The 22625-nt window shown below is 59.5% G+C and carries 17 protein-coding genes; 2 read left to right on the forward strand and 15 right to left on the reverse strand.

All coding sequences use genetic code 11. The features are described from left to right. Positions 1–7 precede the first annotated feature (7 nt). From ACR0J5_RS19660 to ACR0J5_RS19685, 6 genes are all read right to left on the reverse strand, one after another. Positions 8–2206 carry a HEAT repeat domain-containing protein gene (locus tag ACR0J5_RS19660; RefSeq protein ID WP_480656435.1) on the reverse strand — a complete coding sequence of 733 codons (2199 nt, stop codon included), beginning with the start codon at positions 2204–2206 and terminating at the stop codon, positions 8–10. Between the two features lie 169 nt (positions 2207–2375). Next, a complete protein-coding gene (locus tag ACR0J5_RS19665) occupies positions 2376–5057 on the reverse strand; it encodes an arsenate reductase (azurin) large subunit (protein ID WP_480656437.1) in 2682 nt (893 codons plus the stop codon). A 13-nt stretch (positions 5058–5070) separates the two neighbouring features. Then, complete coding sequence (locus ACR0J5_RS19670) at positions 5071–5640, reverse strand: arsenate reductase (azurin) small subunit (RefSeq protein WP_480532654.1); 570 nt, start codon at positions 5638–5640, stop codon at positions 5071–5073. Positions 5641–5645: 5 nt separating this feature from the next. Then, entirely contained in the window at positions 5646–6833 is a 1188-nt protein-coding gene (locus tag ACR0J5_RS19675) for a cytochrome-c peroxidase (protein WP_480656439.1), read from the reverse strand. Positions 6834–6844: 11 nt separating this feature from the next. Next, positions 6845–7948: a cytochrome-c peroxidase gene (locus ACR0J5_RS19680; RefSeq protein WP_480656441.1), complete on the reverse strand. Its 1104-nt coding sequence runs from the start codon at positions 7946–7948 to the stop codon at positions 6845–6847. Positions 7949–8086: 138 nt separating this feature from the next. Beyond that, positions 8087–10300, reverse strand: coding sequence for a two-component system sensor histidine kinase NtrB (locus ACR0J5_RS19685; RefSeq protein ID WP_480656443.1), 2214 nt, complete (start codon positions 10298–10300; stop codon positions 8087–8089). Between the two features lie 187 nt (positions 10301–10487). Between ACR0J5_RS19685 and ACR0J5_RS19690 the strand changes: the two genes are divergently transcribed. Next, positions 10488–11474 (forward strand): DMT family transporter, encoded by a 987-nt coding sequence (locus tag ACR0J5_RS19690; protein WP_480656445.1) that lies wholly within the window; start codon positions 10488–10490, stop codon positions 11472–11474. Between the two features lie 130 nt (positions 11475–11604). On the opposite strand, the gene gyrB is transcribed toward ACR0J5_RS19690, so the two are convergent. Continuing rightward, positions 11605–14022 carry a DNA topoisomerase (ATP-hydrolyzing) subunit B gene (gene gyrB / locus ACR0J5_RS19695; RefSeq protein ID WP_480656447.1) on the reverse strand — a complete coding sequence of 806 codons (2418 nt, stop codon included), beginning with the start codon at positions 14020–14022 and terminating at the stop codon, positions 11605–11607. Positions 14023–14124: 102 nt separating this feature from the next. Further along, a complete protein-coding gene (locus tag ACR0J5_RS19700) occupies positions 14125–14697 on the reverse strand; it encodes a TetR/AcrR family transcriptional regulator (protein ID WP_480656449.1) in 573 nt (190 codons plus the stop codon). A gap of 99 nt (positions 14698–14796) precedes the next feature. On the opposite strand from ACR0J5_RS19700, the gene ACR0J5_RS19705 reads away from it, so the two are divergent. Beyond that, complete coding sequence (locus tag ACR0J5_RS19705; RefSeq protein ID WP_480656451.1) at positions 14797–15363, forward strand: carboxymuconolactone decarboxylase family protein; 567 nt, start codon at positions 14797–14799, stop codon at positions 15361–15363. Here ACR0J5_RS19705 and recF read toward each other — a convergent pair. From recF to ACR0J5_RS19740, 7 genes are all read right to left on the reverse strand, one after another. Then, the gene (gene recF / locus ACR0J5_RS19710) at positions 15360–16454 is read right to left on the reverse strand and encodes a DNA replication/repair protein RecF (protein WP_480656453.1); all 1095 of its coding nucleotides are present in this window, start codon (positions 16452–16454) and stop codon (positions 15360–15362) included. The two genes, ACR0J5_RS19705 and recF, sit on opposite strands and share 4 nt — an antisense overlap. A 59-nt stretch (positions 16455–16513) precedes the next feature. Beyond that, positions 16514–17635, reverse strand: a complete 1122-nt coding sequence (dnaN, locus tag ACR0J5_RS19715) for a DNA polymerase III subunit beta (protein ID WP_170491164.1) — start codon at positions 17633–17635, stop codon at positions 16514–16516. A gap of 224 nt (positions 17636–17859) precedes the next feature. Then, on the reverse strand, positions 17860–19254 hold the full coding sequence (gene dnaA / locus ACR0J5_RS19720; protein ID WP_480656455.1) for a chromosomal replication initiator protein DnaA: 1395 nt from the start codon (positions 19252–19254) through the stop codon (positions 17860–17862). 554 nt (positions 19255–19808) lie between these two features. After that, positions 19809–20072 (reverse strand): 30S ribosomal protein S20, encoded by a 264-nt coding sequence (gene rpsT / locus ACR0J5_RS19725; protein WP_480656457.1) that lies wholly within the window; start codon positions 20070–20072, stop codon positions 19809–19811. Between the two features lie 221 nt (positions 20073–20293). Beyond that, entirely contained in the window at positions 20294–21070 is a 777-nt protein-coding gene (locus ACR0J5_RS19730; RefSeq protein ID WP_480656459.1) for an enoyl-CoA hydratase, read from the reverse strand. Positions 21071–21136: 66 nt separating this feature from the next. After that, the gene (mutM, locus tag ACR0J5_RS19735; protein ID WP_480656461.1) at positions 21137–21988 is read right to left on the reverse strand and encodes a bifunctional DNA-formamidopyrimidine glycosylase/DNA-(apurinic or apyrimidinic site) lyase; all 852 of its coding nucleotides are present in this window, start codon (positions 21986–21988) and stop codon (positions 21137–21139) included. Next, a complete protein-coding gene (locus ACR0J5_RS19740) occupies positions 21946–22602 on the reverse strand; it encodes a hypothetical protein (protein WP_480656462.1) in 657 nt (218 codons plus the stop codon). The genes mutM and ACR0J5_RS19740 overlap by 43 nt, the downstream gene beginning before the upstream one ends. Positions 22603–22625: the final 23 nt, after the last annotated feature.

The following is a 22625-nucleotide window of genomic DNA, read 5'->3' on the forward strand; positions in this document are numbered from 1 at the left end:
CCGGGTGTCAGACCGCCCGCGATGGTTCCCCCAGCAAGTCAGCCAATGCGCCTATCATCACCGGCCATTGCGCGCGGCGATCTTCGTCGCGCAACTCGGTCAGCAACTGGCGGCCAATGGACACCACTGCGGGCGTGCTGTCCTTGACATAGGTCACGATCCGCTGCTCGGGGTTGGCCAGAAGGAAGGGCACGATGGCGGCCCCGGCCTGATCAGGCGCGGTTTCCGACAACAGGCGCATCGCTGCCTGCCGCACGGGGGCAGAAACATCGTCCAGCAGGCTGCGCGCCACATCGGGGGTGCCGTCCCATCTGGTCAGGATGTGCATGGCGTCGATGCGAAATGCGGTATCGCCGGTTTTCAGCATCGCGCGCAGCTTGCCGCGCAGCGCGTCCTGCGGCGGCAAATCGGCCTGTTGCAGCAGTTTCAGTGCTTGCAGGGAAAGGGCGGAATCCGTGTGCGAGAGGCCCTTGGTGATGAGATCAACCAATTGCTCCTGTTCCAGCTCCGCGCGGTTGCGGGTGACCGCTGCGGCCAGTGCCGAGAAGCCCTGCTGCGCAATCTCGGTCTCGGGGTCCTGTGCGATCTGGGCGAGCATGATCTGCATGCCCTTCACCTCGCCCAGCAAGCGGATGGCGGACATGCGGGTTTCGCGCTGCAGCGCATCAGCATCGTCGTCCAGTGCCACGCGACGGCGTTTGGGGTGGCGGGTCGCCTTGGCCAGCAGTGCCTGTTCGCGCGGGGTCAGGGGCAGAACCTCATCCTCTTGCGCTTCCTGCGTCATCTCGGCGGCGATGGCGTCATGGCCAAGGATCGCGCCAAGGCTGGAGGTCGGTCCGTTCTCGCCCCCGTCCGAGACATCCAGCCCGGCCTCTTCCAGCGCGGCGATGTCGGTTTGTGGGGTGTCTGCGGGTTCCTCGTCGGTCGCCAAGGGCATCGGGGCCAGTGCGAAGGACAGCAGCAATTCGCGGCCCTGTTGCTGGTTCACATGCAGGCGGTCCGTATCGGTGACGATCATCGCCAGCGACGCGATGGCCTTCAGCCGCACCGACCGGAAGGGCGATCGGCAGGCGCGTTGCAGCCACTCCGCCGCTTCGCGCAGGGGCGAGGTCGCCAGCGCATCGACGATGGCCCATTGGATACGCTCGGCCTTGAGGTCATCCGCATCGACCGAGAACAGCGCGTTCAGGCGGTCGGCCACCAGTTCCGGGGCCAGCGCCGCCAGCAGGCCCAGCGCCTGAGCAGACACTTCGGGTTGTTGGCCGGTGGCCAGGAAATCCAGCACCTGCCAGCGCAGGTCTTCTTGGTCCGTTATCGGCGTGGCGCGATCCAGCCGGTCAAGCAATGCCAACTGAACCTTGGCACCGGGGTCGCGCATCATGCGGTCCAGCAGTTCGGGTTCCGAGAAACCGGCCTGTTCCAGCGCCGCAATGCGAATGCCCTCGACCCCGTCGGTCAGCGCCTGTTCGACCAGGGCTGCATCACCCGGCATCAGCGCCTCATAAGCGATCAGGCGTACCGCGCCGTCCTTGTCGGTGGTGGCTTTGCGCAGGATGGCTTCGGCCTCCGCTCCACCAATTGAAGCCAAGGTACGTAACGCGCGGTGGCGCAGGCGGCGGTTCGAGGATTGGGTGAACACACCCAGCGTCGGCACGGCGGGCTGGCCGATCCGGCCCAGCGCCTCACAGGCGACATCGCCCAGCTCCTGCCCGTCTTCGTCCATCAGGGCCATGACGATGGGTTCAATCGCGGCCGCGTCGCCCATGCGACCCAGCGCCTTGATTGCGGCGATCTGCGTGTCCAGCCAGTCGTCCCATTCGTCTTGATGCAGCTCATCCTCATCCCACGTGATGTCCTCGCCGCGTCCTGTGACAAGGGTGCGCAGGTAAGGCGCGGCATCTTCAACTTTCAACTCGGCCAGCGCGGTGACACAGGCCAGCTTCACCTCGCCACAGGGATCGTGGATCAGGTTTTCCAGCAGTTGCGGTGCAGCGCCCTGAACGCCCAGCGCGCCCAGCGCCTGCGCCGCGTCCTGACGGACATCTTCGTCGTCATCCAGCAACGCCTCGACCAGTGCGGGGCTGTTGGCCGCGCCAATGGCGGTCAGGGCCTGAATGGCGCGCAGGCGGATCACATCATAGTCGGATTTTGCGTAGTCCGAGAACAGGCTGGTGGCCTCATCTCGCAGGGCGGTATCGGAATGCATGTTCATATCGGGTCTGCCATGTTTTGCGTTGGGAAAGGTTGGGTGAAAGTGGAAGGCAGGTTTCCCAACCGAAGCCTGCCTTCCAATGAACCGGGGGACCGGCTCGTGACCCCTTCTGCAGTGGGGCCAGACCCGAGGGGCAGCATGGCGATCGCCCCCCGGAAACGCGTCAGGCAATGTCACGCGGCGCGAAGGACATCGTGCGGAACGAGGTCTTGTAGGGGCTCGGCCCCAGTTTGCGCAGCTTGGCAACGCCCATCTTGTAGTTGTAGTTGCCGCTGATCCAGTCGACGATCCGGCCCTCAAGCGCGTTCGCGGGCTGCTGCATGTGCAGGAAGTCCATGTAGACCACGCTTTTCTTGATGGCGGGCGTGACCATGGCCACAGCGGTGATCGCCGCTTTGGTCAATTCGATATGCCCGTTCTCCATCAGTTTCGAGAACTGGAAGTCATCGCCTTCCACACCCAGCAGCGTGGTCTTGTTGCCCGGAACACGTTCCGAATAGACCATCACATAGTCGCCGCTTTCGATGCCACGTTCGGCCGCATCATCGGGGTGGATTTCAACCCAGTTCTCCGGCCAGCGCTGCACGATATACGGGCGGCGGCGGTCGTCGAAGCCGGACTGCCAGCGTTCGTTGATCCGACCAGAGGTCGCCCACAACTCGCCTTCGTCCTTGTTGGGTTTCAACCATTCCCAATAGTCCGAGAACAGGTTCCACGGCGATTTCTGGATGTTGCATTTGCCGGTCTGGCTGTTGAAATGCGTCAGCTTCTTGTTGAACACATCCGCTCCGGCTGCACCGGTATCGGGCAGTTCGCGGGTTGTGTCGTGCAGACGCTTGGTTTCAATCAGCGTGACCCCATCGGCATCCAGCATGACCGGGCATTGCACCCCATCCGTTCCGAATTCACGGACCTTCTGATGCAGGCCCTTGCCTTCGGCCTTGGCCAGACGGAACACCGCGTGGAAGTCCTTGCGCGACCCGCGGGTAAAGCGCACGGCCTCTTCCGCGACTTCGTTCGAGTTCTGCCAGTCGAACCCGTCAAAGCCCATCCGCTGTGCCAGCTGCGCGATGATCCACCAGTCGGGCTTGGCCGCACCGGGGGCATCATAGAACTTCTGGTACAGACGCAGACGACGTTCGCCGTTGGCGCGTAGGAAGTCCTCTTCACCCCAGGTGGCTGCGGGGAACACGATGTCGGCGTAGCGGTTGCCGATCGGGTCCTGCAGATAGATATCCTGGTTGATCACCACCATACCGCCGCTGTCGGCGCGGGCCTTCAGCGTGTCGATCATCTCTTGCTTGTCGAAAGAGGCGATCTGGTGCGGGTTGCGGACGGTCAGTTCCTCGAACTTGTCGGCCAGTTGCTGGCTGCCGCACATGGACTGGATCCAAGTGGTGCCGATCACGTGGGCCATACGGGTATGACCTGCGATCAGATACCGGTCGGTATCCATGGCGCGGCGACGGCGACCGGGCAGTTTCTCGGGCGATTTGTTGCGCGGATATTTCCCGCCTTTCACGCCGCCCCGCTGGTGACCACCGGCCCGGCCAATGACCTGACCCGGACGACCGCCACAGCCACAGATGATGCCCAGAGCCGAGATCGCCTGTGTGTTGCCGGTGTTGTTGGACCAGTAGAACCCTTTCTCGATCATGACCGAGGTTTTGGGCCGGGTGCCATCCGCCTTGGGTTTGGCCAGCCATTCGGCGGCAGTATAGATTTTCTGCACGTCGATTTCGGCCATGGCGGCTGCGTTCTCGGGCGAGAACTCGTCTTGCGACAGCAGCCACTCTTTCCAGTCTTCAAAGCCTTTGGTCTGGAACTTGCCCCAGGTCGTGCGCCACTGCCATGGCGTGTTCCGGGTACCCTGACCGAAGCCCGAGGAGCTTTCCCACTTGTTGTTGACCCATTTCTTGATCCAGTCGCTGTCTTCCCAGCCATTTTCCACGATAACGCGGGCGATGGCGTTGACGACCAGCAGGTCAGTGCCGGGCAGAACGTCGATATGCAGACCGCCCATCTTTTCAGCATGGGCCACACCGGCAGACCGGCGCGGGATCAGGTAGATTTCCTTCTGACCGTTCTGCATCCCCTTCATCATCCACTGGGTATAGAGGATGGTCTTGGTCTCATACGGGTCGGTACCGCAAACCAGAAGGGTTTCCGCATCCCGCCAGTCTTCGTAGGACGGGCCAAAGTTGTCGAAACCCGCATCCCGGAAACCGGGGGTCGAGGTCACGTCAGACGGCGTGTCGTGGAAGGTGAAGTTCGCGGTGTTGATATGGCGCAGCGCGTATTTCGAGATCGCATAGGTGTTCTCGATATACTGATAGCTGAAGGTTTTCACGCCATAGGCATTGGTGCCGTGCTTGGCGATGACGTGGTTGCCCACCTCAGCCGCCACATCCAGCGCCAGATCCCACGGAACAGGCATCAGCGTGCCATAGATCCGCATCAACGGCGTCTTCAGACGGTCACGCGTCGGTGTCTGCGGGTTATAGCATTTCTGCGCGATACACCCGCCCCGCAAGGAACTGTCGCCGTCGGTGTTAACGTATTGCGTGTCCTTGTCAGGAATGATGACGACGTGGTGCGGCTGACCTTTGTGCAGAACGATATTGTGCTGGTTCGGCGCGACCCATGCACCCAAGGGTGCAACGGGGAAATCCTCGCCAAAGGCGTTTTCGTCCGCGGTGGGGCCACCGGGCTTGGCCGTCACGGGCCAGCGGTAGACTTTGTAACCACAGGCCACGATGCAGTAGTCGCAGGCGGTCGAGATGACCTCGGCCCCTTTGGGCGGCAGCGGGACGTTGGTTTCGGGTACGTAATACGGGGTTGCCATGATTCCGTTTCCCTTATGCAATGAGGTTGTCGTAGCGGCCGTAGATCAGGCCGAACATGCCAACGGCATAGATGTCATCGCCGTCCAGTTCCAAAAGGACCTGCGGCAGTGACTGATAGGCTTGCCCCGAAACGAGGATGCCGTGCCGTGTCACGTCATAGGTGGACAGGTGCAGCGGGCACGGGCCCAGCACCTTATGTTCCGGCTTGTAGCTGTCATACATCGACCCGCCCTGGTGGGTGCAGGTGAGGTTGAAGGCCACAACATCCTTTTGCGGACCAATGCCGCCGCCGCTTTCCACGCCGGTTTTCACAAGGATCGAGTCCGAATAGTCGCCTTCATCCGGGTAGTAGAACTCGACCGGGACATCCTGTTCCAGTTCGGACAGTTTGCCGATCAGCTTGCGCGGATAGGTCGATACCAATGCGGGCACCTGTTCGGCCTGACCGTGGCGGGTGGGCATGGCCACCATCACGGCAAAGGTCGTGGCACCCGAGGCAAACAGGAACTGGCGGCGGTTCACGGTGCAGGCCTTCTTGGCCTCACCCGTACAACTGCATCCGGTTGCGTTATGATCTTTCATGACGCTTACTCCTCTGCTGCAACCGCAGAAAGCGGCTGGTAATCCGGCAGATCAGGTTCTTCGACCAGAATCTCGTCACCGGACAGGGATTTCAGGAAGGCCACCAGATCCGCCTTTTCCTGATCGTTCAGGCCAAGCGGCTGGATCAGATCGGATTTGGTTGCTGCGAATTCATTCTCGCCGCCGCCCTGGTTGTAGAACTCGACCACATCCTCAAGCGTCTCCAACATGCCGTTATGCATGTAGGGTTCGGTATAGAGGGTGTAGCGCAGGCTCGGCGTGCGGAACTTGCCCAGATCGGCCTTTTCCTTGGTGCGGAAATAGAAGCCGGGGTCGTCCTTGGTGTGGCGATAGAAATCCTCGGTCGAGCCTTTGGAATACAGCTCATACCGGAAGGTGATCTGCGCCAGACCGTCATCTTCCCAGCCGCTATAGGGCGGAACGCCGGTGTTGTAGTACTTCTCATCCGACAGCAGCGCGCCGTTGTGGCATTCGGAACATTGCGCCTTGCCGGTAAACAGCTCCAACCCGCGTTTCTGTTCGTCGGTCAGCGCCGCATCATCCCCGCGCAGATAGTTGTCGAAGGGCGTGTCGGTCTGAACGATGGTGCGTTCAAACGCAGCGATGGCCCGCCACGCGTTGCTGATGCGCGGCCACTGATCACCGAAGACATCGTTGAACCGTTCGACATATTCGGGGACAAAGGCCAGACGCGCCTCCATCATGTCGGCCTCGCCGTTGCCGGCGACTGCGCCGCCTGCAGCGGATTTGGCCTGGCTTTCAAGGCTTTTGCTGGAACCCGCCCAGAACAGTTTTCCGTAATAGGCCGAGTTCACGATGGTTTGGCTATTGCGCCAGTGGGTCGTGCCCGGATAGCCGAACGAGATCGGCGCTTCGACGTCCCAGCCCACATCGGGCAGGTGACAGGCCGAACAGGGTGTCGTCTCATTCCCACCCAGACGCGGATCGAAGAACAGCATCTTGCCCAGTTCGATCTTGGCCTCGGTCTGCGGGTTGTCCAGCGGGATGGGCGGTTCACCCAACGCCACCAGCGGCGCATCAGGGTCGGGGTCTGCCCCGCCGATACCGGCCTCAATCTCCATGCTGGTTTCTGCAAAGGCATGCGAACCAAGGGCGGCAACCAGAGCAGCGGTGGCGATTGTGCCTGAAAGGTAAGACTTAAGGTCTTTCATGGGTCCACTCCTCAGTTTGTCGTTTCGCGCCAGTTTTCGATCGGCGCATAGTCCGTATCGATCTCTTCGGCGACGAATTCGGGCCCGGTCAGCGGCTCGCCGGACAGCGCCTTAAGGAAGGCCACCAGCTGTGCTTGCTCGGTCTCGGAAAGGTTCAGTGGCTTGATGCGCGGATCCTTGTTCTCATCATCGCCGCCACCGGCGTTGTAGAAAGCCACCACGTCTTCGAGCGTTTCCAGCGTGCCGTTGTGCATATACGGCGCGGTATAGGTCAGCTCGCGCAGGGTGGGGGTCATGAAGGTGCCGAACGTGTCATCCGTATGGGTGCGGATGTAAGCCCCCGGATCGGCGCGCAGGTTCATGTAATTCTCGACGCCCAGGAACTTCATCATGGTCACGAAGGTGATGTGCCGTGTCGGGTCCGCCCAGATGTCGGGGTTGTCGCCCACGCCGATATTGTGCGGCAGGTCATCGGTGAACCGTTCGCCCGAATGGCACGAGTTGCAGCCGCTGGCATTGAACAGCTCATAGCCGGCTTTGGCCTCTTCCGACATTTCGCCGGTGTCAAACGGAGCACCGCGCGAGATCAGCGTTTTCAGATATTCCGGGATCGCGTTGCGGACACCGCCATTCGACGGCTCGCCAAATCCGGCGGCCTCGAACATCTCGACATAGACCGGATCCTGCTTGATGCGTTCCTGCATCAGGCGCATGTCCATGTTCATGGAATAGGTCTCGGTGATGCTTTCGCGGGTCACGTCATTCAGGTTGGTGCCTATGCGCCCGTCATGGAACCATGCCTCGCGCTTGGCGCTGTTGATCAGCGTCGGCACGTTGCGGAAATGCAGGTTGCCGGTATAGGCATCCGACAGGGCCTGCCCGTCGGTGAACCCGTTTTCCGGCTGGTGGCAACTGGCACAGGACAGCGCAGCGTCTCCCGACAGTCGCGGATCAAAGAAAAGTCGTTTGCCAAGGGCCGCCTTGGCTGGATCGAACTCTATGGCTTCTACCGGGCCCGGCTCGTCCGCCTGGGCCTGGTGAACCGGTAACGCAGCGCACATCGTCAGCAATGAAACTGTCGACAGCGCCGAGAACCATGTTCTGGCTTTGGTCATCATCTAAAAGCCCCTTTTTCGCTATTCCGATCTCTCGGTTGGCCGAGGACCGGCTAAGCGAACCGTAAGGGGCAGTTGTTTCGTGATGATTTGATCCAGGTTAAAGAGCGTGAAGAGATGTTAAGAAATGTTACGATCCTACAGGATTGATCTGCGGATAAACCTTGCAAGCTGCTGTATTTCCAAAGGCTTTTGCGCGATGACTAAATTGCTGGCGTTTGACATCTTTTCCATGTCATCGAAATAGCTGCTGATCAGAATCACCGGAACGTCCCCTCGGACGGCCCGGGCCGACTCGATCAATTCGGTGCCCATGAGGCCCGGCATCTTGAGGTCGGTCACGATGACATCATAGCTGTCAGGCGCATCTTGGAATGCCGCCCGCGCCTTGAGAGGGTCGGAATAGGCCTCGACCCGATAGCCATAGCGCGTCAGCAATTTGCGCGTGACGAAAAGGACGTTTTCGTCATCATCCACCAACAAAACATGCTCGGTCCCCGCGACCGAGGCGATCTCGGCCTGTTCCTGCTGGCTCAGTTCGGGCATCAACGGATAGAACAGGCTGAACCGGGTGCCTTTGCCCGGTTCCGAAAACAGTTCGACCCGGCCATGGGATTCCTCGACGCTGTTATGCACGATGGCCAGGCCAAGCCCGGTGCCCTTGCCCACCGGCTTTGTCGAAAAGAACGGCTCGAACACTTTTTGCTGTACTTCTTCGCTCATGCCCGGCCCAGTATCGGTGACATCCAGACGGACCACGCCGATGGCCTCATCCGGCAGATCATCCAGCGCGTCATCCCCGGCCCGGCTGATGCGCAGAACCACCTCGCCCTGAGTATCGCCCATCGCCTCAAACGCGTTGTGGCAAAGGTTCAGCAAAGTCTGAAAATAAAGCGTTCCGTCGAATTCCGAAAAGGCGGCATCTATGTCCACGTCAAACCGCGTTTCTATGCTGGGCGGGGCGGAAACCTTGATCAGGTCCAGCGCCTCTTGCGTGGCTTTCACCAGATCGCTGCGCTGCGGGTTGCGGGGGCGTTGCCGCGCAAAGGTCAGCATTTTGCGCACCAGCGCCTGCGCCCGACGCGCAGCGATGCGGATATGACTGACCGAGGTCTGAATATCCGCGTTGCCCTCGGCATCCAGTTCGATCAGGTCCGCGTTGCCGATAACGCTCATCAGAACGTTGTTGAAATCATGCGCGACCGAACCGGCCAGGATGCTGACCGCCTCCATCTTTTGCACCTGTGCAAATTGTTCGCGGGTGCGGCGGGTTTCAGTGATGTCCTCTCCGATCCCGATGTAATGAGTGACCGACCCATTCTGATCGACCAGCGGAAAAATCGCGGTCGAAACCCAATAATGCGTGCCATCCTTGCGCAGGTTGCGAAACACGCCATACCAGCTTTGACCGCGCTTGAGCCTGTCTTTCAGGTCAGAATACAGCCCCTGCCCCGAATGCCCGGATTGCAGCATCTTCGGTGAGTGTCCATAAACCTCATCTGCACTGTATCCGCTGAGATCAAAGAACTTGCGGTTGGCATATTCGATTTTCAGGTCTGTATCCGTAATCAGGATCGACGCGGGGCTTTGCTCGACCGCGCGGGCCAGCTTGCGCTCAGCCAGTTCGACCTGTTCGCGCAGGGCCAGTTCAGTCTTGAGACTCCGGTTCGTACGCAGAATATTGGAAATCAGCAGCGTGGTCAGAACGGCAATCACACCAACCAGAATGATGAGCCCAACCAACACAACCGAAAAATTCCGCACCAGCCTTCCGCCATCGGAAAACGCCCGGACCATTCCCGATAGGCTGCGATCACGCTCTTCGACCCACAGGCTTTCCAACGTGGCCAAGGCAGCCAGCGCCGCACGATCATCGACACGCACACGGGCATCTATCTGTTCCGCGCTTTGCCCTTCGGCAATCCCGGCCTCAATCAAGGCGATGTTGTTGGTATACTCCAACGCGACGGCTTCGATCTGGTCCAGCGCTTCCAATTCACGCTGAGACGGCGAAGAGTTCCGATAGGCCTGGATGGTCGCCAGCAAGCGGCTGGATTGCTGGCGCAGGATCGGGCTGAAGCCTGTATCCTGCCGCAGCACGTAGTTCTTGAAATTGTGGATCAGGCCACCATAACCGAAATCCGCACGGATATCGGAAATCCAGTATCCTCGGGGCGTGGTGTCTGCGGAATAGCTTTGCCAGGATTGCCGCATGTCACCGATACGGTCGCTGGTTTCGCGCGACAGATACAAAAACACCGAAAGGATGATCATCAAGGCGATTCCGATGGCGAACGCTACGGCAAGCGACCGCCTCGGATAGCCCTCTGCCACGTCAGAGACATCGTTCATGTCTGCACCCCAACCCGAACCATATCTGCCCCAAGGGTGTGTCACGTTTTACAAACGCGCGCCAGACCCAAGGCGAACCGTAAGGAAAGACGGGCGAAATCGGACGCGGGCCAGATTGCCAAGGGTGGAAAAAAAGACATAGGCGCGCTCAATCCTCCGTGTTAGTGGCGATTTGAAAGGGTACGTCATGACCGCGCAACCAAAGCTGCAAAATCCAACTGTCGGCATTGCGTTCGTGCTGATCGCAATGCTGGCGATTTCGATCAACGACATGCTGATCAAATTCCTGTCTGGCGGCTACCCCCTACACCAGATGGTTTTCACAAGATCGCTGATCGGAATTGGGTTCAGCTTAGCCCTGGTACAGGTGGAGGGTGGCTGGCGCATCCTGAAAACGGACCAGCCGGGCCTTCACCTGTTGCGCGGTTTGCTGATTGTTGTGGCAAACCTGACATTTTTCACGGCGCTGGCCGTCTTGCCGCTGGCAGAGGCCACGGCGGTGTTCTTCGTCGCCCCTTTGATGATCACCTTGCTCAGCATCCCTGTACTTGGAGAAAAAGTTGGGCCCATGCGGATAGGTGCCGTGCTGGTCGGGTTTCTGGGCGTCGTGATCATGACCCGACCTTGGGAGGCCGGCGATGCGCGTCAGGTCGGCCTGCTGGTATATGCCTTGCCGGTTCTCGCGGCGTTTACCTATGCGCTCAACAACGTGCTCACACGTTTCCTTGGCGCAAAATCCAAAGCGTCGGCAATGGCCGTTTACATTCAGGCGTGTTTTATCGTGGTCAGTTTGCTGTTCTGGGCAATCGCAGGGGACGGGCGCTTTGCGGTCGACGTGGAAAACGAAAGCCTGATCTTTTTGCTGCGGGCCTGGGTCTGGCCCGAAGGGGCGGATCGCTGGCTGTTTGTGGGCCTCGGTTTCAATTCTGCAGTCATCGGGTACTGCCTTGGTCAGGCCTACCGCATGGCAGATGCCGCCACGGTGGCACCCTTTGAATATGTCGGCCTTCCGCTGGCAATTTTCTGGGGATGGGCGATCTGGGGAGAGTTACCAAACCTGCCGGTCGCAATTGGTATCGCACTGATCCTCGGGGCAGGATTGTTTGTCTTCTTGCGCGAGCGTCGGAAGAAGAGAACCGCAACCATCGGAAAGAGCGTGCACCGCCGGTACTAATCGCGGCCCAAAGGCTTGTGCGAAGCATATGACTGTTAAGCGCACCGCGTGACTATCGAGATCAACTCTCAACCGTCATCGCGGTCCACTTCGCGCCCGCTGCGCTGCGGTGTGAAGACGCAAACGAGCCTTAGAAATCCAGATTCTCAACACTCAACGCATTTTGCTGGATGAATTCACGGCGGGGTTCCACAACGTCGCCCATCAGCTTGGTGAACAAGTCATCCGCTTCAACCATATCGTCCACGCGCACCTGCAACAGCGTACGTGCATCCGGGTCCAGCGTGGTTTCCCAAAGCTGATCGGGGTTCATCTCACCCAGACCTTTGTAGCGTTGCAGCGACAGGCCCTTTTCGCCCTCTTCCAGAATGGCGCGCAACAGGTCCAGCGGGCCGTGGATGGCTTGCATCCGGTCACGGCGAACCAGCGTGGCCGGAGTGTTGTAGACCTCTTGCAGGCTTTGGGTGAAGCTGCCGGTCTTGCGCGCCTCGCCCGAGCGCAGCATGGGGCCATCCAGTGTACGGACCTCTTCGACGCCGCGCAGGATTCGCGCCAGACGGATACCGTGATCCTGAGTGATCCGGCCTTGCCAGCCGCGTTCATATTCCAATGCGATCAGGTCCAGACGGGCGGCGACCTTGTCGGCCACGCCTTGCAGGTCGGCATCCACGGCACCGGGCACGAAGGCCCCGGCGACGGCGGCCTGTTCCAGAATGTGACGCGGGTAATGGGTCGGGAAGGCGTCCAGAACGCGTTTCAACTGACGCGCTTCATCCACCACGCGGGTCAGGTCCTGCCCGATGATTTCCTCGCCCGAACCCAGTTTCAGCACGGCCCCTTCAACCCCCTGATTGATCAGATAGTCATCCAGCGCCGCCTGATCCTTCAGATAAACCTCTGACTTTCCTCGTGAAACCTTATAAAGCGGCGGTTGCGCGATATAGAGGTATCCGCCCTCGATCAGCTCCGGCATCTGGCGGTAGAAGAAGGTCAGCAGCAGGGTCCGGATATGCGCACCGTCCACATCGGCATCGGTCATGATGACGATCTTGTGGTAACGCAGCTTTTCGATATTGAACTCATCCCGGCCAATACCGGTGCCCAGCGCCATCACCAGATTGCCGATTTCCTGGCTCGACAGCATCCGGTCAAACCGCGCGCGCTCAACGTTCAGGATTTTCCCACGCAGAGGCAGAACAGCCTGAGTCAGCCGGTCCCGGCCCGTCTGGGCGGAACCACCTGCCGAGTCCCCCTCGACCAGGAAAACTTCGGTCTTGGACGGGTCCTTCTCAGAACAGTCTTTCAGCTTACCGGCCAGATAGTTCACATCCATCGCCGTCTTGCGGCGGGTCAACTCGCGCGCCTTGCGGGCAGCCTCACGCGCCAGTGCGGCTTCGATGATCTTGCCGACGATCCCCTTGGCCTCGTTCGGGTTCTCCTCGAACCACTCGGCCAGCTTTTCGTTCATCAGACCCTCGACCGCAGGGCGAACTTCGGACGACACCAGCTTGTCCTTGGTCTGCGATGAGAATTTTGGGTCGGGCACTTTGACCGACAGAACACAGGTCAGACCTTCACGCGCGTCATCGCCGGTAAAGCTGACCTTTTCCTTTTTCGCGATCCCACTGGATTGCGCATAGTTGTTGATCGTCCGGGTCAGAGCACCCCGGAAGCCCGCCACATGCGTACCGCCATCCCGCTGCGGGATGTTGTTGGTAAAGGGCAGCACCGTTTCGTGATAGCTGTCATTCCACCACATCGCGATTTCGACACCGATGTCGTCGCGCTCACCCTTGATATAGATCGGCTCGGGCATCGCCGGAGTTTTCGACCGATCAAGGTATTTGACGAATTCCTTGACGCCGCCGTCATAGAACAGCTCGGTTTCCAACCGTTCCGCAGGGCGTTCGTCGATCAGGATGATCCGCACGCCCGAGTTCAGGAAGGCCAACTCGCGCAGGCGTTTCTCCAGCGTCTCAAACGAGTATTCCAGATTCGAGAACGTATCGGTCGAGGCCAGAAAGCGCACCTCGGTTCCCGTACGGTCGCCGCAGTCCTGGACCACCTTCAGGTGTTCCGCCGTCTCACCGCCCTCAAAGCGCGCCACATGCTCCTTGCCGTTGCGCCAGACGCGCAACTCCAGCCAGTCGGACAGGGCGTTCACCACGGAAACACCCACACCGTGCAGACCACCCGATACCTTGTACGAGTTGCTGTCGAACTTACCGCCCGCGTGCAGCTGGGTCATGATGACCTCGGCGGCCGAGACGCCCTCTTCCGGGTGAATATCCACCGGAATCCCGCGTCCATTGTCGCTGACCGAGACACTGGAATCGGCGTGAATTTTCACGGTGACATGGTCGGCGTGACCGGCCAGAGCCTCATCAATTCCGTTGTCCACGACCTCATACACCATGTGGTGCAGACCCGAGCCATCGTCCGTATCCCCGATATACATGCCGGGGCGCTTGCGAACCGCCTCTAAGCCTTTGAGAACTTTGATGGAATCAGCGCCGTATTCCTGGGGTGCCTGTGCGTCTTCGGACATGCCGTTAGTACCTATATTATTTTGGTAACTTATACGTTTTCTGGTGGGGAATGTCACGTGCTCCCCCAACATTTTGTGTCATTCTCCGCCGATTTTGGCCGATCAGAGCCGATCCAGATCAGCCGCGATGTCTTCGGCGATTTGCGCCGCATCCACGTCGTCACGTTCGGCAGACAGACGCAAGCCCAACAGGTCAGACTGATACCGCGCGGCAAGCCGGTCCGCGTCGTGATCCGGGCCGATTTCCCCGGCTGCTTGCGCGCGGCGAAACAGGTCTGCAAAGCATTCCTTCATCTCAACCATATGCGTGCGCGCCTGACCGGCCAGATCGTGATCGCGGGCTTGCAACTCGGCATAGGTCTTGGACAGCATGCAGGCTTTGGTCGGCAATTCCGACGCCTCAATCACCCGAAGCGGCTGCGCCTTGAGCGCCCCAAGGGACCCCAATTCCTGCGCCATTGCCATCATATTGGCCACGCCGTCCTGCGCGTAGCGCTCTAACGCCAGCGCATAAAGTGCGTCCTTGGACCCAAAGGCTGCATAGAAACTGCCCGGCTTCAGCTTCAACTCCCGCTCCAGATCCTTCAGCGACGTCCCGGCCCAGCCATGACGCCAGAAAATGTCGCGGGCCTGCGCGATCAACGCATCACGGTCATACGAGGGTTTGCGGGGCATCATTTCACCAATTCTTGAACGTTCACTCAAATATATACTTGAGTGATCGCTCAAAAAACCCTAAATACGACTCATCGCGCCAGAAACAGGAGTTTTGACATGGCAAACTTCCCGTCCCACGACCTCGAATCCGCCCCGGAAGGATCCAAACCGCTGCTGGAAAAGTCGCAAGCCGCCTTTGGCCGCCTGCCCGGTCTGCACAAAGTGATGTCTGAAAGCCCCCAGCATCTGGAAGCCTACCAGGTTCTGCACGGCCTGTTCCTGCAGACCGATTTCGACAATGATGAGAAAACCGTTGTCTGGCAGACCATCAACGTGGAAAACGAATGCCACTATTGCGTGCCCGCCCATACCGGCATCGCCAAGATGATGAAGGTCTCGGACGAGATCACCGAGGCGCTGCGCAACGAAACCCCGCTGCCGTCCCCCAAGCTTGAGGCGCTGCGCACCTTCACCCTGCAAGTGATGCAAAGCCGCGGAAACCCGACCGAGGAGCAGCTGCAAGCCTTCTTTGACGCCGGTTATTCGCACCGTGCCGTTCTGGACGTGGTGCTGGGTCTGGCGCAGAAAACCATGTCGAACTACGTAAACCACATGGCGCAAACCCCGGTCGACGAGGTGATGCGCGGCTTTCTTTGGGAACGTAAAGTGGGCGAGCCCGCCTAAACGACGACCGAGCCCTCACCGCTGTCATTCACAATCAGCGTCTGGGCCCGGTCCCCAAGCTCTGAAAACAGCTCAGGCCCGGTGCCCGTCATCCAGGCCTGCGCGCCCAGCGCACAAATCTCATCATAGAGCGCTGCCCGCCGTCCGGCATCCAGATGGGCGGCCACCTCATCCAGCAACACGATCGGTGGCGCACCCACCATCCCGGCCAGTGCCCGAGCGTTCGACAGGATTAACGATACCAAAAGGGCTTTCTGCTCACCGGTCGAACAATCCTTGGCCGGAACACCCTTGGCCGCGAAAACACCGTACAGGTCCGACCGGTGCGGCCCGACCAAAGTCCGCCCCGCAGCCAGATCGCGAAACCGGCTTTCGTTCAGCGCCTCGCGCAGATCATCCGCCGTGTCCGGCATGGCCCCTTCAGTCTGTACCAGTTCCAGATCGGCCGATGGGAAAGCCGTTTCAGCCTGGTCCTGCGCAGCTCGCAAATGATCCAGTGCCGCCAAACGCGCCGCGTGGATGCGATAGCCAGTCTCAGCCATCTGCCCTTCTAACGCGGCATACCAATGCGCATCGCGCACCTGCTCTTTCAGCAGACGGTTCCGCTCGCGCATCGCCTTTTCATAGGTCAGCGAGGCCTCAGCGTGAGTGGGGTCAAAACTCAGCGCGATACGATCCAGAAACCGTCGTCGCCCTTCCGCCCCTTCGATCCACAGCCGGTCCATCGAGGGCACCAACCACACAACACGCGCCAGTTTACCCAGATCGATCTGGCTCGAGGCTTTCTCATCAATCCGAACCTGCCGCGCCGCGCCGCCTTCAGACCATGTCTCGATCTCAAAATTTTGCCCCTGCGTAGCCAGCAACCCGGTCAGTTTCCAGCCCAGCGCCTCGGGCCGCCGCGTCATCTCAGCCGCACTGGCCCGCCGCATCCCGCGACCGGGCGAAAACAGCGAGACCGCCTCAAGAATATTGGTCTTCCCCGCCCCATTCGGCCCGTGAATCGCCACCGGCCGCCCGTCCAAAGACAATCGTGCCAGCTTATGAGACCGAAAATGCGAGACCGTAAGCGCAGTCAGGGCCAATCCCATGACCCCACCCTTCTTCTTGTCAAAAATACGGTCGCCGAAGGCATCGCGCGCCAGCGCGATCAGACGCGCATCGGCATAACGACGTAAACCGCGCTGAGATCATTGCCCTCGCGCATCAGGGTCGGATCACCGGCTGAATTGAACAGGAACACCGCGTTTTCACGATCCACCTGCGACGCAATCTCCAGCAGGTATTTCGCGTTGAACCCGATCTCCAACCGCTCATCGCCATAGGCCACAGCCAGCTCTTCCTCAGCCGCGCCGCTATCGGGTGCGTTGACCGACAGAACCAGCTTATCCGCATCCAGCTGCAGTTTCACCGCGCGCGAGCGTTCGGACGAAACCGTCGCCACCCGGTCCACGGCCTGAGCGAATTCGGCGGCGTCCACTTCCAACTGACGTGTGTTGCCCTGCGGAATCACACGGGTGTAATCAGGGAAGGTGCCATCGATCACCTTCGAAGTCAGCGTGATATCCGGCGTGGCAAAGCGCACTTTGGTTTCGCTGACCGAAACTGCGATGTCCATCTCGTCATCATCCAGCAGCTTGCGCAGCTCACCCACCGTCTTGCGGGGCACAATCACGCCCGGCATATCCGCCGCGCCATCGGGCAGGTCCGCATCGATGCGCGCCAGACGGTGCCCGTCGGTGGCCACACAGCGCAGCACTTTACCGCCTTCGGACCCATCGGCCACATGCATGTAGACGCCGTTCAGGTAATACCGCGTCTCTTCGGTCGAGATCGCAAATTTCGACTTGTCGAACAAACGGCGCAGCAAGGCAGCCGAGGCGGTAAAGTTCGACTGATATTCCGAGGACGCCATCACCGGGAAATCCTCTTTCGGCAGGGTCGCGAGTGAGAAGTTCGACCGCCCCGCCTCAACCGTCAGACGCCCCGCGGCACTGTCGGCGGTCAGCGTCACCAGCGCCCCATCCGGCAACTTGCGCACGATCTCATGCAGGGTTGTGGCGGCCACAGTGGTTGCGCCCGCTTTTTCGACCTGCGCCGGGGCCTTGTCGACCACCTCGATATCCAGATCGGTGGCGCGGAACATGGCCTGATCGCCTTCGGCCTCGATCAGCACATTGGCCAGTATCGGAATGGTGTTGCGACGTTCCACAACGGATTGGGCCTGTGAAACGGCCTTGAGAAGGGTGCCGCGTTCGATGCTGATCTTCATACCCTCAATTCCTCTGACTTGCGTGCCGAAATGGGCGGGACTGGCACGTTAGCGGTTCCACCCTGAGGCACAAGGATTTTTTATGATTTTCTGGGTCGGAAAGGCCGTTGCGTCAAGGGGCGCGTGGCCGCGCAACCACAGTTGACGCGCAACCGTGGGGGAAAGCGCACAAAAACGCCCCGGCGTGAGGCACCGGGGCGTTTCTGATCGGCTTGAGGTAAGTCTTAAGCCTCCAGCGCGCGTCTCAGCATTTCCACATCTTCCGCGATCTGACCATCGGTGGTCTTCAGCTCTTCGATACGCTTGACGCCATGCATGACCGTGGTGTGGTCACGCCCGCCAAAACGACGACCGATTTCGGGCAGAGACCGGCTGGTCAATTGCTTGCACAGATACATCGCAACCTGGCGCGGACGCGCATAGGAACGCAGGCGTTTCGGGCCAATGATATCCGACAGGCGGATATTGTAATACTCGGACACCTTACGCTGAATCTCTTCGACGCTGATCTTGCGTTCCGACGCACGCAGCACATCCGCCAGACAATCCTGCGTCAGCTCCATATCGATCTCACGACCGACCAGAGATGCAAAGGCGAACAGACGGGTCAGCGCCCCTTCCAGAACGCGCACATTGGTCGAGATCCGATGGGCCAGAAACTCGAGCACGCCGTCAGCGATGGTCAGGTCGGGATAGGTGCTGCTGTAATGCTGTACCTTGTTTTGCAGAATGCCCAAGCGTAGCTCATAGTCGGTGGGGTGCAGGTCGACAACCAGACCGCATTGCAGGCGCGACTTTACGCGGTCTTCCAGATCCTTGATCTCACCGGGTGCACGGTCGGCCGAGATGATGATCTGTTTGTTCTGATCCACCAGCGCATTGAAGGTGTGAAAGAACTCTTCCTGCGTGGAATCCTTGCCGGCGATGAATTGCACGTCATCCACCATCAACACGTCGACCGAACGGAACAGATGTTTGAAATCCATCATCCGACGTTCACGCAGGGCTTGCACGAAACGGTACATGAACTGTTCTGCGGACAGGTAGAGCACGTTCAGATCAGGGCGTTTGGTCTTCAACTCCCATGCGATGGCGTGCATCAGGTGTGTCTTACCCAGGCCAACGCCACCATACAGAACCAGCGGGTTGAAGGTGACGGGACCACCTTCCGAGACGCGGCGCGCAGCGGCATGGGCCAGTTCGTTGGGCTTACCGACTACGAAACTGTCAAAAGTAAAGCGCGCATCCAGCGGGGCCGCCTGCAGCGAATCCAGCTCATTGCTTGAGGATTCTGCTGACTCGACCAGTTTCGGCTGTGTCGTGCTTGGTGCCGCTGTAGGAGCAGCTTCGGCATCGCCGGTCGGACGCACGGGCGAATTGGCCGCAACGCGAAAGGCCAGACGTTGTACCGATTCCCCGGCGGTGTTCATTTCGTACAGAATCAGATCGGCAAAGTTCTGACTCACATAATTGCCCATGAAATTGGTCGGCACCGAAAAGGTCGCAACACCATCCTGCAGATCCTGGAATTCAAGCGGTTCAATCCAGGTGGTGTAGTTGTTCTTTCCGATCGCCTTGAGCAGCTTGTTACGCAGTAGTCCCCATTTCTCTTGTGTCATTAAGCGCCTCACGCATCCCATTCTTTATTGGCTTTTCAGCCTTATTACCCAATTCCGGTTTCCCGGTTATTCGCGTTCACTCGGCAAAGGGTAGCCATTCGCCAAACCGCAGAGGTCTGGCGGGACTGTCCCAAAAAGGTCAGCACTGCCCGGTCAAAAACGCCTTGTTTCAGGCGCGGTATCGGCCGGGTTGCGCATCGCAAACATATTTTCGACAGGGCTAAGATCTTTGGTCCCCCAAAGACCTGCAGCAGACCGGCAAACAAGCAGTGACTGTTCGCCGACATTCGCTCCATGACCGTCCTGATGCCCGTCAGTCAGATCGTGAAACAGCCTGTCCCCCCAAGCGAGTGAATCGCTGAATTAGTGGTAACAAGAGGCTGCCGTGCACGGCAACGAAACTCTGATGTTGACTCGGGTCTTTGGCAGAAAGAATCTCTCGGCTTCGTGAAGACGCGGCTTTCCGGCAACATCCACAAAAAAAGGCGCCACCGAACGCGACGCCCTCTTTCAGCTTGCAGTCATGTCGGCTGACCAAGGGTCAACCTGCAGGATCAGCCCAGCGCTTTGACGCGGGCCGACAGGCGCGACATTTTCCGCGACGCTGTGTTCTTGTGGAAGACACCTTTGGTGACGCCGCGCATCAGTTCGGGCTGCGCAGCGCGCAGAGCTGCGGTTGCCGCCTCTTTATCGCCGGATGCGATCGCTTCTTCTACCTTGCGCAGGTAGGTGCGGATGCGCGAGCGGCGGGCTTTGTTAACTGCAAAGCGCTTGTCGTTCTGACGGGCGCGTTTTTTTGCCTGGGGCGAATTTGCCATGTGAGTCTGACCTTCGTTCGGTACGTTGAGTTAAGCGCGTCACGGATAAACCGCACCGGATCAGCATCACGAGTGTGAGTCGGGCCAAGCGGGCCGCACGCGCATGTATAGCGGCGCTAGTTATCCAAGTTTGCAGGGTTTGCCAAGCCGATTCTTTTGCGCCGGGCCGCAGACATAAAAAAGGCGGGCCGCGCCCGCCTGTATCGAAAGCCCGGGCTTTCTTATTTGTCGCGGAACTGCGCCGCGCGTTTTTCAAGGAAGGCCGCCATGCCTTCTTTCTGGTCCTCGGTCGCAAACATCGCGTGGAAGACCCGGCGCTCGAACAACAGCCCCTCGCTCAGCGTGACTTCGTAGCTGCGGTTGACAGCTTCTTTCGCGGCCTTTGTGCTGAGTTGTGATTTCTCGGCGATCTTCTGGGCCGCGCCCATCGTCTCTTCCATCAGCTTTTTGGCCGGGACCACGCGGCTGACAAGCCCGGCGCGCTCGGCCTCTTCGGCATCCATGAAGCGGCCGGTCAGGTTCATATCCATCGATTTGGACTTACCGACAAAACGGGTCAGGCGCTGACTGCCGCCAAGGCCCGCGATGACGCCAAGATTGATCTCGGGCTGGCCGAACTTGGCGGTGTCGGCGGCGATGATAAAATCGCACATCATCGCCAGCTCACACCCGCCGCCCAGCGCATATCCGGCGACAGCAGCGATGATCGGCTTGCGGATGGCGTTGAACCGGTCGTTCACATCCCCAAAGAAATTGCCGTCGAACACGTCGACAAAGCTGAGCTCGGACATCTCTTTGATATCGGCGCCTGCGGCAAATGCCTTTTCCGATCCGGTGATGACGATGCAGCGCACCTTGTCATTCGCGTCGGCCTCTTCCAGCGCCGTGCACAATTCCTGGATCAGTTGCGAGTTCAGCGCATTCAGCGCGTCCGGTCTGTCGAGCCTGATCAGCCCAACGTGGTCTTCGATTTCGACGACGATCGTCTCAAAAGCCATGAGGTATAAGCTTCCGGTTGTTCCGTTCAGGTACGATTCATTATCACGCGGGAAAGCTGGATCAAGCTATCTTTGGCATTGCGCACAATAGAAGGATGAGCGACCGGACTGGGTGATTCTCTTGATGGTCGCGCCGCATCCTTCGGTTCTGCAGGGCTGATTTTCGCGCCCGTAAACATCGAAACTGTGCTGAAAATATCCAAGTTCTCCATCGGCTTGGCGGAAATCGCGCAAGGACGAGCCACCCGCCTCAATTGCGTCCTGCAACACCTGCCGGATGATCGGAACCAATGCGGCCACACGCGCCGCAGAAATCTGTCCGGCTTTGCGACGTGGCGACACGCCCGCGCGATAAAGCGCCTCGCAGACGTAGATATTGCCCAATCCGGCAACGATTCCCTGATCCAGAAGCGCCGATTTTACGGGTGTGTTCTTGCCTTTGAACGCATCGATCAGATGCTGTTCGTGAAAATCATTGCCCAAAGGTTCGGGCCCCAGAACCGACAGCAGCTTATGCTGCTCGGCGGTGGCGGTGGGCAGCAGGTCCATCGCCCCGAACCGGCGCGGATCGTTGAACGTGACCCGCGCGCCATTGGCCATATGGAACACCACATGATCATGCTTTTGCGCCGCCGGGTGATCATGCACAAACTGTCCCAGCGGATCGCCCGAGACTGTCATCCGCCCGGACATACCCAGATGGATCAGCAAGGTCTCACCACTGCTGAGATCGGCCAGAATGTACTTCGACCGCCGCCGCAGCCGGTCCACCCGCTGCCCGGTCAGCCGTTCGGCCATGCGGTCGGGGAACGGCCAGCGCAGATCAGGGCGGTTCACATCGGCGCAGTCGATCACCACGCCCTCCATCGCGGGGGTCAGCCCACGGCGGACCGTTTCAACCTCGGGGAGTTCCGGCATGTACCCTCCTGATTGGTGACCAGCCTGCTTTCCAGTACCTGCACCAGTTCGTCATGTCCGGTTACATATTTCAGAATCCGCGCTGTCTTCCCATCGGAAAAACGCAGCACATAGGTCCCGTGATGTCTGAGGCTGATTTTTGTCAGCTTGGTCAAATCATAATAGCGCCGCTGAAACCGCCAACCGGTTGTGACCAATTCGGCGCCATCGATCGTCACCGTGTTCACCAGATGAAAAATCAGGGTGTAGATGACAAGCCCGACCAGCGACAGCTTGATCCAAAGTATCGTCTCGGGCTCCAAACCCGGGAAGACCTGGTCATCGGGCATAAGCTCGGGCTGGAAAAAGCAGACGTTGAATACATTGAACAGCGCAATAGCGATCAGGACAAGCAGACCCGGTGTCGTGCGAAAGGTCAGCCGCGTCAGCGATTGCTGCGCAGGTCGTTCGCTGCCCGCGCGCGAGATCGCCTCATCCACAGGATCATTGGGAAAATGTCGGGCGACGGCGTCCCATTTGTCACCCGCCCCTTCGGCACGATACACGCGCCGGATCGTCCGAAAGACCGCCCTGATGCGCCACCCCATGAAAACAAGCACCAGAAGAATGGACAACAAGACTGCCAAAATGCTTGCCA

It is taken from the genome of Ruegeria sp. BE1 (assembly GCF_056538885.1).

Coding starts and splice junctions, on each gene's coding strand:
- ACR0J5_RS19675 (WP_480656439.1), bottom strand. CDS start 6,833: ATGAAAGACCTTAAGTCTTACCTTTCAGGCACAATCGCCACCGCTGCT.
- ACR0J5_RS19705 (WP_480656451.1), top strand. CDS start 14,797: ATGGCAAACTTCCCGTCCCACGACCTCGAATCCGCCCCGGAAGGATCC.
- mutM (WP_480656461.1), bottom strand. CDS start 21,988: ATGCCGGAACTCCCCGAGGTTGAAACGGTCCGCCGTGGGCTGACCCCC.
- ACR0J5_RS19690 (WP_480656445.1), top strand. CDS start 10,488: ATGACCGCGCAACCAAAGCTGCAAAATCCAACTGTCGGCATTGCGTTC.
- rpsT (WP_480656457.1), bottom strand. CDS start 20,072: ATGGCAAATTCGCCCCAGGCAAAAAAACGCGCCCGTCAGAACGACAAG.
- ACR0J5_RS19680 (WP_480656441.1), bottom strand. CDS start 7,948: ATGACCAAAGCCAGAACATGGTTCTCGGCGCTGTCGACAGTTTCATTG.
- dnaA (WP_480656455.1), bottom strand. CDS start 19,254: ATGACACAAGAGAAATGGGGACTACTGCGTAACAAGCTGCTCAAGGCG.
- ACR0J5_RS19700 (WP_480656449.1), bottom strand. CDS start 14,697: ATGCCCCGCAAACCCTCGTATGACCGTGATGCGTTGATCGCGCAGGCC.
- ACR0J5_RS19665 (WP_480656437.1), bottom strand. CDS start 5,057: ATGGCAACCCCGTATTACGTACCCGAAACCAACGTCCCGCTGCCGCCC.
- dnaN (WP_170491164.1), bottom strand. CDS start 17,635: ATGAAGATCAGCATCGAACGCGGCACCCTTCTCAAGGCCGTTTCACAG.
- recF (WP_480656453.1), bottom strand. CDS start 16,454: ATGGGATTGGCCCTGACTGCGCTTACGGTCTCGCATTTTCGGTCTCAT.
- gyrB (WP_480656447.1), bottom strand. CDS start 14,022: ATGTCCGAAGACGCACAGGCACCCCAGGAATACGGCGCTGATTCCATC.
- ACR0J5_RS19685 (WP_480656443.1), bottom strand. CDS start 10,300: ATGAACGATGTCTCTGACGTGGCAGAGGGCTATCCGAGGCGGTCGCTT.
- ACR0J5_RS19670 (WP_480532654.1), bottom strand. CDS start 5,640: ATGAAAGATCATAACGCAACCGGATGCAGTTGTACGGGTGAGGCCAAG.
- ACR0J5_RS19730 (WP_480656459.1), bottom strand. CDS start 21,070: ATGGCTTTTGAGACGATCGTCGTCGAAATCGAAGACCACGTTGGGCTG.
- ACR0J5_RS19660 (WP_480656435.1), bottom strand. CDS start 2,206: ATGCATTCCGATACCGCCCTGCGAGATGAGGCCACCAGCCTGTTCTCG.